This window comes from Scopulibacillus cellulosilyticus, assembly GCF_042665295.1.
GTDB lineage: Bacteria > Bacillota > Bacilli > Bacillales > Sporolactobacillaceae > Scopulibacillus_A > Scopulibacillus_A cellulosilyticus.
In genome coordinates, this window is sequence record NZ_JBHTCO010000001.1 from 66,959 (window position 1) to 78,166 (window position 11,208).

The 11,208-nt window shown below is 37.7% G+C and carries 10 protein-coding genes; 8 read left to right on the forward strand and 2 right to left on the reverse strand.

What is annotated here, in order from left to right:
- Window positions 1–8 precede the first annotated feature (8 nt).
- From ACFQRG_RS00335 to ACFQRG_RS00350, 4 genes are all read left to right on the forward strand, one after another.
- Window positions 9–140, forward strand: coding sequence for a hypothetical protein (locus ACFQRG_RS00335; protein WP_380962468.1), 132 nt, complete (start codon window positions 9–11; stop codon window positions 138–140).
- Window positions 128–1,177 carry a M20/M25/M40 family metallo-hydrolase gene (locus ACFQRG_RS00340; RefSeq protein ID WP_380962470.1) on the forward strand — a complete coding sequence of 350 codons (1,050 nt, stop codon included), beginning with the start codon at window positions 128–130 and terminating at the stop codon, window positions 1,175–1,177. Before ACFQRG_RS00335 ends, ACFQRG_RS00340 begins: the two co-directional genes overlap by 13 nt.
- Before the next feature lie 237 nt (window positions 1,178–1,414).
- Window positions 1,415–2,926 (forward strand): histidine ammonia-lyase, encoded by a 1,512-nt coding sequence (gene hutH, locus ACFQRG_RS00345; RefSeq protein WP_380962473.1) that lies wholly within the window; start codon window positions 1,415–1,417, stop codon window positions 2,924–2,926.
- A gap of 428 nt (window positions 2,927–3,354) precedes the next feature.
- Window positions 3,355–4,716 carry an aspartate kinase gene (locus ACFQRG_RS00350; RefSeq protein ID WP_380962475.1) on the forward strand — a complete coding sequence of 454 codons (1,362 nt, stop codon included), beginning with the start codon at window positions 3,355–3,357 and terminating at the stop codon, window positions 4,714–4,716.
- Between the two features lie 82 nt (window positions 4,717–4,798).
- Here the strand turns inward: ACFQRG_RS00350 and ACFQRG_RS00355 are convergent, their stop codons facing one another.
- Window positions 4,799–5,602: an HAD family hydrolase gene (locus ACFQRG_RS00355; RefSeq protein ID WP_380962478.1), complete on the reverse strand. Its 804-nt coding sequence runs from the start codon at window positions 5,600–5,602 to the stop codon at window positions 4,799–4,801.
- Window positions 5,603–5,794: 192 nt separating this feature from the next.
- Between ACFQRG_RS00355 and ACFQRG_RS00360 the strand changes: the two genes are divergently transcribed.
- From ACFQRG_RS00360 to ACFQRG_RS00370, 3 genes are read left to right on the forward strand one after another with little or no spacing between them, the layout of a single operon-like run.
- Window positions 5,795–7,111 carry a spore germination protein gene (locus tag ACFQRG_RS00360; protein ID WP_380962480.1) on the forward strand — a complete coding sequence of 439 codons (1,317 nt, stop codon included), beginning with the start codon at window positions 5,795–5,797 and terminating at the stop codon, window positions 7,109–7,111.
- Entirely contained in the window at window positions 7,108–8,184 is a 1,077-nt protein-coding gene (locus ACFQRG_RS00365) for a GerAB/ArcD/ProY family transporter (RefSeq protein ID WP_380962481.1), read from the forward strand. Before ACFQRG_RS00360 ends, ACFQRG_RS00365 begins: the two co-directional genes overlap by 4 nt.
- A complete protein-coding gene (locus ACFQRG_RS00370) occupies window positions 8,177–9,235 on the forward strand; it encodes a Ger(x)C family spore germination protein (protein ID WP_380962482.1) in 1,059 nt (352 codons plus the stop codon). Before ACFQRG_RS00365 ends, ACFQRG_RS00370 begins: the two co-directional genes overlap by 8 nt.
- Before the next feature lie 182 nt (window positions 9,236–9,417).
- Here ACFQRG_RS00370 and corA read toward each other — a convergent pair whose 3' ends face one another.
- A complete protein-coding gene (corA, locus tag ACFQRG_RS00375) occupies window positions 9,418–10,371 on the reverse strand; it encodes a magnesium/cobalt transporter CorA (protein ID WP_380962485.1) in 954 nt (317 codons plus the stop codon).
- A gap of 271 nt (window positions 10,372–10,642) precedes the next feature.
- Between corA and ACFQRG_RS00380 the strand changes: the two genes are divergently transcribed.
- Window positions 10,643–10,882, forward strand: coding sequence for a hypothetical protein (locus tag ACFQRG_RS00380; RefSeq protein WP_380962487.1), 240 nt, complete (start codon window positions 10,643–10,645; stop codon window positions 10,880–10,882).
- The last annotated feature ends 326 nt before the right edge of the window (window positions 10,883–11,208 follow it).

The window sequence follows — 11,208 nt, forward strand, 5'->3', positions numbered from 1 at the left end:
TGATTGAATTGGCAACTACGAATCAAGCAGTAACAGCGGTTAATGAGGAACGTTTATTAAACAGCTTTTTGGAACTGGCAAAAATCAATGCACCAAGCGGAAAGGAAAAGCCGGTAGCGATGTTCTTGTGCCGCGTCTAGAGCAGATGGGTTTCAATATCACATTTGACGAAGCGTATAAAGAATTTGGAGGCAATTGCGGGAACTTAATTGCTTATTGGGAAGGGACCAATCCAAAAATAGAACCTTTATTTTTCTCTACACATATGGACACAGTCCTTCCGACTGAAGGATTAAATCCGGTTATTAAAAACGGTGTCATTTATACTGATGGCACGACTATTCTTGGCGCTGATGACCGGGCAGCCTTAGCATCATATCTGGAAGGGATTCAAGCAATCCAGGAATCAGGAACCCCGTGCGGTCCTATTGAGCTTGTTCTAACCGTTAACGAACAGCCGGGTCTCGTCGGTGCAAGATACCTAGATTACTCAAAGGTTAAAAGTAAAAAAGGATATATTTTTGACAGCAGTGGCGATGTCGGCCAGATTATTTTACAAGGCCCATACAGCAGCCGCATCTTCTGTGAAATTGAAGGTAAATCATCGCATATTGGACTTAATCCTGAAGAAGGCATCAATGCTTTACTCATTGCCGCTGACGCCTTGAAAAATATGAAACTTGGAAAGATTGATGAGGAAACGCTTGCGAATATTGGTGTCATTAAAGGAGGCGAAATGTCGTCAATTATTCCGGGAACGGCAGTATTAGTCGGCGAAGTGCGCTGCTTTCATGCAAAGGGGCTTAAGGAGCAGCTTGATAATATAACCAATGCTGTCTTAACGGCTGCTGAAAAACACGGCGGGAAGGCAAAAGTACGGGTTGAGAAAAAATATTTAGGTTTTAATGAGAAATCGGAATCAAAACTCTCCAAGACTGCTATTAACGCTGCAAAAAACATAGGCGTCAACGGTTACTTAACAAAAACACTTGGGGGAGCCGATACTAACGTCTTAAATGAAAATGGTCTCACTTGTATTACACTTGGGAATGGGTTCCGAAATATCCATACATTTAATGAACATATCAGCATTGAAAATTTGATTAACACCGGAAGAATGGTTACTGGTCTTATAGAAGAATGGTATAACGCTCATTCGGGGGAACAGGAGAAGTAATCTTTAGATATTTGCCGGGTCGGCTTTTCAGATAGCCGGCCTGTTAATCCTATTGAATTCCTGATTCTTTAGTATTATGAGTCCAAGGACAAAAATGCAACTTGTATAATTTCTGATCCCTTTTATGCTGATCTTAAATAGATAAACTCTAGTTTCAGATGACTCAAAAATATAGTACCCGTGAATCTCTCTCATTTTGTATAAATATACTTGAAAAATGAAAGGATCTGATCAAATATGACATATGTAAAAGAAACCACAGTTGTTGAACTTGATGGCAATCAATTAAATCGTGAAAATTTAAAACTAATCATGGATAGAAAAGTAAAATGCGAGATTTCTAAGGATGCAATGCTTCGTGTAGAAGAAAGCTATAACCGCGTTCAAGAAAGGGTTTCATCAGGTGAAGTGATTTATGGTGTCAATACCGGCTTTGGCAAGCTGAGCGATGTACGTATTGATGATAAGGATGTTGAACAATTGCAAATTAATTTATTGCGTGCAGATGCGGTCGGGGTTGGAGATCCGCTGCCGACGCCTGTTGTTCGTGCGATGTTAGTGCTGCGAGCGAACGCATTAGCTAGAGGATACTCAGGAATACATCCGAAAACCTTGCAAACATTAGTTGATTTTATTAATCTTGGCATTCATCCGGTCATTCCTTGCAAAGGATCTCTTGGCGCAAGCGGTGATTTAGCACCGTTATCCCATATGGCTTTAGTGTTAATAGGAGAAGGTCGGGCTGAGTATCAAGGTGAGGTTTTACCAGGAAGTAAAGCTTTAGCCCGGGCCGGTTTGTCTCCTGTAAGACTCGGACCTAAAGAGGGCTTAGCATTAATCAATGGCACCCAAGCGATGACAGGTGTTGGCGTCATTGCGCTTACGGAAGCGGAGCATCTCGGTCTGGCGGCAGATATGGCAGCCTGCCTGACAATGGAAGCGTTGCAAGGAATCATATCTGCCTTTGATCCGGATCTCGTTGCCACACGCCCGCATAAAGAACAGGAAATGGTTGCTTCACGTATTCGAAAATGGTTGACAGGCAGTAAAAGAGTGTCTGAACAAGGTGAACTTAGGATGCAAGATGCTTATTCAATTCGTTGTATTCCGCAGGTTCACGGAGCTTCTTGGCAGGCGGTTCATTATGTAGATGAGAGACTTAATATCGAAATGAATGCTACGACCGATAATCCAGTTGTTTTGGATGATGGACGCATCCTTTCCGGCGGGCAATTCCATGGACAGCCGATTGCGCTTTCAATGGATTTTCTTAAAACGGCATGTGCCGAATGGGCTAACATCTCAGAACGAAGGATCGAACGATTGGTCAACCCGCAACTGAGCGGACTGTCTCCATTTCTAGCCAACGATCCGGGGCTGGAGTGCGGGTTAATGATTCCGCAATATGTTGCAGCGGCCCTTGTCTCAGAGAATAAGGTTCTTGCTCATCCAGCTTGCGTTGACTCGATACCGTCTTCGGCAAATCAAGAAGATCATGTCAGCATGGGAACGATAGCAGCGCGGCAAGTGCGGGAGATGATTAATAATGCAGCACATGTTATTGCCATTGAGATGATTTGTGCTTCTCAGGCGATCTTTCTGCAACAAGCAGAAGAGGACTTAGCACCGCTGACACGGCAGCATCTCGAATGGGTAAGGGAAATTATTCAGCCAATTACCCAAGATACTTCGATTCATGAACAGATTGAACAACTCGCGAAGAAGATCCTTGCAGAACCTACTTTGTAGGAGAAAGTTTATCATTTAAGAACTTTTGAAAGGGGACTGCAACTTGGAAAATCAACAGTTGCAACTGCCGAAGAAAAGTGATCAACAAGGACAATCTTCTAAAACGTTTTGTCATTTTGTGGATTTGCTATAAATTTATTAAAAAAACAAAAGTTATTCCACTTGAAAAGTGCCCGTTTGATATTGATGAACAGCAAAGTTAGCAGTTATCTTTTTTGTTTCTAATGATATGCTTATAAGGCACCTAGAAGTTTTAGGCGTTTTTTATAATGAAAAAGTTTAACTTTTTCGCAAGAGGTTAATGTGTGTTTCCAAAATAGACAAATGTTCGTGATGGATAGATTTTCTCTTGATTCTTTTCTGAGAATAGGTAATAATAGTAACCATCACAGTTTATCTGAATGTTTTGAACAGCGGGGGATACGAAAATGAAAATTGTTAAGTTTGGCGGCAGTTCTTTAGCAACAGGAGAACAGGTTGAAAAAGTTTTTAATATTGTTACGTCTGATCCTGAAAGAAAGATTGTCGTTGTTTCGGCGCCTGGAAAAAGGCACGCTGAAGATACTAAAGTAACAGATTTATTAATTGATTGTGCCAAAACATATTTGCAATTTGGGGAGGGGAAGTCTTCCTTTGATGCGGTTGTGGAAAGATACGCTCTTATTGCAAGAGAGTTAGGACTTCCTGATAAAATTACAAAAAAAATTCATGATGATTTATTAGCATCATTAAATGGAGATAAAAGACATCCGCAAAAATATTTGGATGCTGTTAAAGCGAGCGGTGAAGACAATAATGCGAAATTAATTACCGCGTATTTCAAACTTCGAGGCATCGAAGCTTATTATGTCAATCCGAAAGACGCAGGGCTTATTGTCAGCGACGAGCCTGGCAATGCCCAATGTTTGCCTGAATCGTATGAGGCTTTGTTTGAACTTCGCAATCGTCCGGGTGTGTTGATTTTTCCTGGATTTTTCGGCTATAACAAGGAAGGTGAAGTCGTTACTTTTTCAAGAAGCGGGTCCGATATTACCGGCTCAATCTTGGCGAATGGCACAAAAGCTGATCTATATGAAAACTTTACAGATGTTGATGCGGTTTACTCTGTCAATCCGACGATGGTTCAAAATCCAAAAGAACTGCGTGAACTAACTTATCGGGAAATGCGGGAATTATCCTATGCAGGATTTTCCGTTTTTCATGATGAAGCACTAATGCCTGCATTCCGGGCAGGAATACCTGTAAATATTAAAAATACGAATTATCCGTCAAAACCTGGGACAAGAATTGTAAATGAACGTGAAAACACAAATGGTCCTGTTATTGGCATTGCAAGTGATAATGGATTCTGCAGCATTTATGTCAGCAAATATCTTTTAAATAGAGAAATTGGCTTTGGACGCAGGCTCCTGCATATCATAGAGGACTTTGGTTTGTCCTTTGAACATATGCCTTCAGGGATTGATGATATTTCGATTATTTTAAGACAAGATCAAATGGACCTTGCACAAGAAGAAAATATTATAAAACGGATTAAACAAGAGCTTCAGGCAGATAATGTAAAAATTGAGCATAATTTGGCTATCATTATGGTCGTAGGAGAAGGTATGCGGCGAAACGTCGGGACAGCAGCAAGAGCCTCTAACGCCTTGGCACGGGAAGGCATCAACCTTGAGATGATTAATCAGGGCTCTTCAGAAGTAAGCATGATGTTCGGTGTTAAGGAAGTTGATGAAAATCGGGCTGTTCAAGCTTTATATGAAGAATTTTTTGTAGGTGTTCCGGTTTAATCGTTAATAAAGCAGAACCCAAGATTTATGGGTTCTGCTTTATTCTATTTGCTTAAAGAAAACACTGGGTTATCCTATATATTTAGGTATTCATGGGTATTTTTTCCAGCTGATTTAAGATAGGAAGGATATCTTTCAACCGGTTCACCTCATACGCCGGTTGATTATCATCAGGAGCCGCAGCACCATGATGGTTTATCCAAATTGACTTCATTCCTGCAGAGTTGGCTCCTTTAATATCAGTATTTAAATTATCTCCGACCATAATCGCTTCGTCTTTTTTCAGCCCCGTTTCAGCCAGGGCATGCTCAAATAAAGCAGGATCTGGTTTCCCTTTACCAAAATCGCCGGAAATGATAATTTTTTCAAAGAATGGCGGGAGCTCGTTCGCTGTTTTCAACTTATGATTTTGCAGTGACGGAGCACCATTCGTAATCAGCACAAGACGGTATTCCTCTTTTAGATTTTTTAAAACGTCCAATGTTTCCGGATAGAGGAAGGCAAGCTTTTCTCTTGTTTCTTTAAATATAACAGCCAATTCTTTACCAACTTCTCCGTCGTTAATGCCAAGGTCTTGAAGTCCTTCTGTCCAAGCCCGGTTTTGGTATTCAGATGCAATCTGTTCCAGTTTAGGAAATTCAAATGTCCCATCATGAAACGTCCCCCACAAACCTTCAAAAGGATTGATGCCGATCATTTTTGTAAACGGATAAACATCATACTGTGCGTAAATCGTCCGCGCTTTCTTTCTTACATGCTCCTCAATCTCATCTGGATTAATCCCAATTTTATTTGAAGCCTCTGAACAAGTTGCCGCAAACGCTTCTTTTATACATTTGGAATCCCAAAGCAATGTATCATCAAGGTCAAAAAATACGGCCTTCATTCTCCCACTCCTTAAAAGCACTTTTTTATCTGTGCATTTCTATTCTGAATAGTCTATTATTCTATTATCATAACAGAAAAATTTGGTCCGGCAACAGATAAGATATGAAAAGAATTAATGGACTGAATGATTAAGTATAAAAGCACAAATAACGACTAAAAATAAAAAAACATTCATTTTAGAGGTGTGTTAATGGGAAACTTAATACAGGAAATTCAAGAGAAGTTTATTCATAACGATGATTTTTTTATCCAAAAAGAAAAATTCGGGAACACAGTGCTGCATCTTATCGGCTTTAAAACGCTCGTCGATTTAGATCAATCCAAATTATATATTCAACAAATCGCCAGGTCATCCACTTCTGTACATAACCTGCTAAATAATCTAAGTGAGACGCTTGATGCTAATCTGGAGTATATCACAAAAGCCTTGTTGAAAGGGAAATTGGTGATCATTGTTGGAAACGGTAAACATAATGCGGTAATAGAACCCGTTTCACTGAATTTAAAAAGAATCATTGATGAACCTAAAAGTGAGAGCCCTATTCTGGCTTCCTTGGATGCTTTTGTAGAGGATATAAAGGCCAATGTAGGTTTGATTAGAAAATGGCTGAACACTGACCGTCTTTGCCATTATTCTTATGAAGTCGGCAAATTGCAAAAACGGAAAATTTCTATGCTATATATTAATGGCTGTGCCCAAAGCAGTCTTGTTGAAAGAGTTGATCAGCAATTAAAAAACATTCAATCTGATATCGAAACGATTGACGATTTAAATAGGTGCCTTGGTTATGGGAAAAGATATATTGTGAGTCACTTGTATTCAACTGAACTTCCAAATCAAGCTGTTCATTATCTAAAAAGAAACAGAATCGTTATATTTCTGGATAATCATCCTTATGCACTTGTGTTTCCTCAATTGATATGGGATATGTTTAGTTTGGCAAGTGATCGTAATTTCCCGTTCATGTTGGCACTTATGCTGCGTTCCATAAGGGTTATTGGGGCTGTTACTACATTGACCCTTCCAGCATTATATGTCGCTTTAATTTCCGTTAATCCTGAAGTATTAAAAATTGACTTTGCCTTATTCGTCGCAAAAAGCAGACAAGGCGTTCCATACCCGGCTTTACTTGAAACTATCCTAATGGTTTTTCTTGTCGACTTAGTTTTAGAAGCGATTGTAAGACTTCCAAAAAGTGTAGGGCCTGCCGTTACAATGGTTGGCGGAGTCATATTAGGTCAGGCCGTTGTTGAAGCAAAATTAGTGAGTAATTTATTGATTATTGTGATTACCGCTATTGTGATCGCAGGTTCGACAATAGTGGGTATGCAAAATTCCATTTATATTCGTCTGCTTAGATATCCTGTTTTAATTTTGGCATCGATTTATGGTATTTTTGGGGCATTTATTGGTGTTACTTTTATAGGTATCTATTTAACAAGTCTAACGTCAAATGGTTTTCCATATACGGCGTTTAACCTGAAGCAAAAAGGAGATACAAAGTGATTCAAAGATGGCAAGTCGGTATTATTTTTATCAATATGCAGTTAAGTTTAGGGTATATCATCTATCCCGATCTTATTTACAAGTCAACTTATTCAGGTCATTGGGAGGTAGTTCTATGCCAAAGCTTGTTTCAACTTATTTTAATTTTGATTTATATAAAGGGGTTAAATTACTTTCCTAATAAAGATGTTATTGATATTTATATGAAAATGGGAAGATGGGCTGCTTTCCTTATACTTATTCCGTTTGCTATTCACCTGATTGTCATTGTTGGGCTTAATTTACGTATTCATACTGAGGTTATCAGGTTAGTTTTTTTACCGCGTACACCTTTTTGGGCAATTCTGGCACTGCTTTTTTACGTATCCGCTTACACGGCTGTCAAAGGATTGCCCACTATTTTTCGCTCGTCTAATTTTATATTTTTTACAGCCATTCCATTAGTTATTTTTATTATCGCTTCATCTATTACGAACTTTGACTTTCATAATGCTTCTCCCATCTGGCAATTATCCTTTAAATTTATCGTTAAAAAGCCCTTTCTTTATAGTTTAGGAATTTCACCATTGTTATTTTTGGGATTAATAGCCTCTAAATCGAAAATTAACTTTAGTCGTATTTCTTTGGCATGGGCCATCGTTACAATTTTCTTTTTAAGTTTCGTGTACATACCACTCTTTATATTTGGTGCTGAAACGGTTCATACATTTCAGTTCTCTTTTATGGACGCGATCAATTCGGTTGATATCAGGTGGTTTGCGCTGAATCGTGCAGCCATGTTCTTCTGCATTTCATTTTCCGCATTTACGATTCTTTATAACAGCGCTATTCTTTGGATGATCGGGCGAATCATGTGGAAAATGATCGATTGTCATTTTATAAAAACATCATATTGGATTACAGCTTTCTCATTGATTGCATTTATTATGGCATTATTTTTAACAAATTGGGCTTGGGTTGAGAAATTACTAAGATGGGATACAATGATTAATTTGTATGCGATGATCATTATTCCAGTCTCTATTTTTTTCTATGGCGTATTAACCCAAAGGAACGTGACCGAACATGACTAAGCATAATTTGTATAAATTCATGGCAGTATTTATTTCGTTATTCATTCTTAGCGGCTGTTGGGACAATAAAGATATAGATAAGAGGGTTCTGCCATTAGTTATGGGAATTTCTAAGAAAAATACAGAAGGTTATAAGGTAACATTACAAATTCCGATACCGGAACAGAATGGGCAAATTTCAAGGGTAGTAACGGGACAAGGCGGGACAGTTGCAAGCGTACTTGGCAAAATCCGGGTGAATTCGGAGTATGCCGTAGACTATTCACATATCGGGTTAATTATCATTAACAAAAAATTAGGTACTAATCAGCAGGAAATGAAAGGTATTATAAAATTTTTAATGAAATCAGGAGAAGTACCGACAAAGGCAATGGTAGCCATTACTGATGACAATATTAACAATGTATTAACAAACATTAATAAAAGGTTGGGCATAAATGCAACTTCTTTATTTGACTACTTTAATAAAGGTGCTGGGTGGGCACCTGAAATTTCGAGAACTCCCATTTGGGAAGTCTATCAAAGTTTGTTTTCATATACAAAAGATATAGCGGTTCCAGTTGTACGTTCTGGAAAAAATACTGTATTAAGATATGATGGCTCAGCAATTTTAAAAAATGGAGAAATAATTGGGAAGATCAGTCCTGACGAGACTCAAATATATAATATATTTCAAAATCAAGGTGCAAGTGGAAAAACAGAGACCTTTGATTTTACTAGTGTCATGGTTTCAGACAGTTCGTTGCAACATAAACTTTTGATGAAGGAAAATAAACCCTCATTGTCATTTCATTTAAACTTAGGTATCACCATCTTAGAAAAAAAGGAAGGATTAAACGACAAAAAAGTAAAAGAAAAACTTGAAAAGGTTATAGAAAACCGTTTTTATAACATGTTAAAACAATCACAAAAGAAAAAAATTGATCTTTTTGGATTTGGCCAATATTTCCGCAATCAAATTCCCTATAATGAGTTAAAAGACTGGAGAACAAAATATTACCCCAATTTAAACGTAGATTTTAAAGTGAATGCTTATCTCGAAAATGTTTAAGCTTTGAATGAAAACGGGACGGTGGGACAGGTATAATGTCCCACTGCGCTGCTCCTGGGCCCCAGTTCTGCTTTTTAATAGCAAAAAGGTGAGAGATGAAAGTAGTTAACGCTTGGACTCAACCCTTACGTTTTTCTTGAGTTTAAAGAATACGATAAAAAATTTGGGTGCAATCGTTGAAATCATTTAAAAACATTGAACCAACCTTTTATTTTGAACCATAAAACCAAAGCGACACCGATAATGGCCATTACCCCAAGCACGATGAAGTATCCATATCGCCAATGAAGCTCAGGCATATTTGTAAAGTTCATACCATAAATACCTGATATAAACGTTAACGGAATAAAAACGGATGTAATAATCGTTAATGTAAACATGATTTTATTCATTCGAAAAGAGTTTAATGAGAGATAGTTATCACGTAAATCCGAGGTCAAATCCCGGTTTGATTCGATAATCTCCGCAAGCTTAAGTAAATGATCATGGATATCAATGTAGTAGGCCCTATGCTCTTTGATAATATCTAATCGATCAGAGTTTAGGATCTGATACAAAAGATCACGCATTGGCACAATCGTTCTTCGAAGTTTTAATAAGTCACTTCGAATATCAAACACTTCATCCATCAAAACCCCGCTTTTTTCATCCTTATCCTCAATTAGATTTAGCTGGTCTTCAATTTGATGAACTATAGGAAAATAGTCATCTACTAACTTATCAATGATCATATAGCTAATATAACTTGAATCATGATGCCAAATCTCCTTATTGGATAATACGTTTTGCCAAACAGTATCAACTACTCTTAAATGAGCATAATGAAAGGTAACGATAAAATTATCGCCAACAAAAAGATCTACTTCGTCGGGTTTTAAAGTTTTTTGATTAAGAGCATGTAAGACAAAAAAGTTGTAATCCCCATAATAATCAATTTTAGGCCTTTGTAATAAATGGTAGCAATCTTCAACCGCTAACTGATGAAAATGAAAATGATCTTCTAAAAGGACAGCTTCTTCTTCACTTGGGGAATTAAAATCAACCCAGTACCAGGCAAACTTTAAGTCTGACAATTCTTCAAGAGGAACATCTTGCATTATATCTAATTCATTCGTTATTGCCAGTGTTCTAATCAATACATTTCCTCCCTTTGAAATTTAACGGGATATAATTTGCTTAATTTCAGCTGAAAATAACCTTAAACCATTATATGTTATACATTTAAGCTCTTGTTCCCGATCCTGCTGAATACTATTGTTTTTTAGCTTTGGAATTAGTAAATAGGCTCGGGTTTATAACGTGCAGGATTTTTTCGTAACGAAAGCTGCAATGTTTAAACACCTCTAACCGTATCATAAGTATGTATAGTTTGCGAATAGGGAAAACTTTTTCCATGGAGGTGTATCGATGAGCCATCAACAGGATTATGACCGTAATCATGATCGAGAAGATCGGGTATCTGCTCGATCATTACGCAAGATTCTAGAAGAATCACTTCAAATGGAAGAAGAAATGATGAGAGTGTATTTGATAACAGCTGAACGAGTTCATGATAACGAGGAGTTACAAATCCGTTTAAGAAATTTTGCTGAAGGGAACGCCAAACGTTCACAACAATTAATTGATGAACTAAAACAAATACATTGAAAGATATACGTTGTCACAATAACCGCGGAGAACCATGTTATAGAAACACCGACCATATGTTGGTGTTTCTTGTTTCATTCATATAATGGTTACGCCGTTTAATAATAAGAAATATGATACTATTAGCCTGTTAAATTATGGGGATAAGGAGAAATTAATGAAGGTTTGTGAAGGTACCAAACAAGAAGAAAATGAAAAGGCACTTAACAGAAGAATCCTGTATGTATTTGAGAATTGTCAAAGTGATCCCAAATGTTGCCACAACAAGGTTTGAAATCCCAAGCCAATAAATAAGCCGCATGCTATAATAGCACACGGCTTATCCA

Coding starts and splice junctions, on each gene's coding strand:
- ACFQRG_RS00355 (WP_380962478.1), bottom strand. CDS start 5,602: ATGAAGGCCGTATTTTTTGACCTTGATGATACATTGCTTTGGGATTCC.
- ACFQRG_RS00360 (WP_380962480.1), top strand. CDS start 5,795: ATGGGAAACTTAATACAGGAAATTCAAGAGAAGTTTATTCATAACGAT.
- ACFQRG_RS00370 (WP_380962482.1), top strand. CDS start 8,177: ATGACTAAGCATAATTTGTATAAATTCATGGCAGTATTTATTTCGTTA.
- ACFQRG_RS00350 (WP_380962475.1), top strand. CDS start 3,355: ATGAAAATTGTTAAGTTTGGCGGCAGTTCTTTAGCAACAGGAGAACAG.
- ACFQRG_RS00380 (WP_380962487.1), top strand. CDS start 10,643: ATGAGCCATCAACAGGATTATGACCGTAATCATGATCGAGAAGATCGG.
- hutH (WP_380962473.1), top strand. CDS start 1,415: ATGACATATGTAAAAGAAACCACAGTTGTTGAACTTGATGGCAATCAA.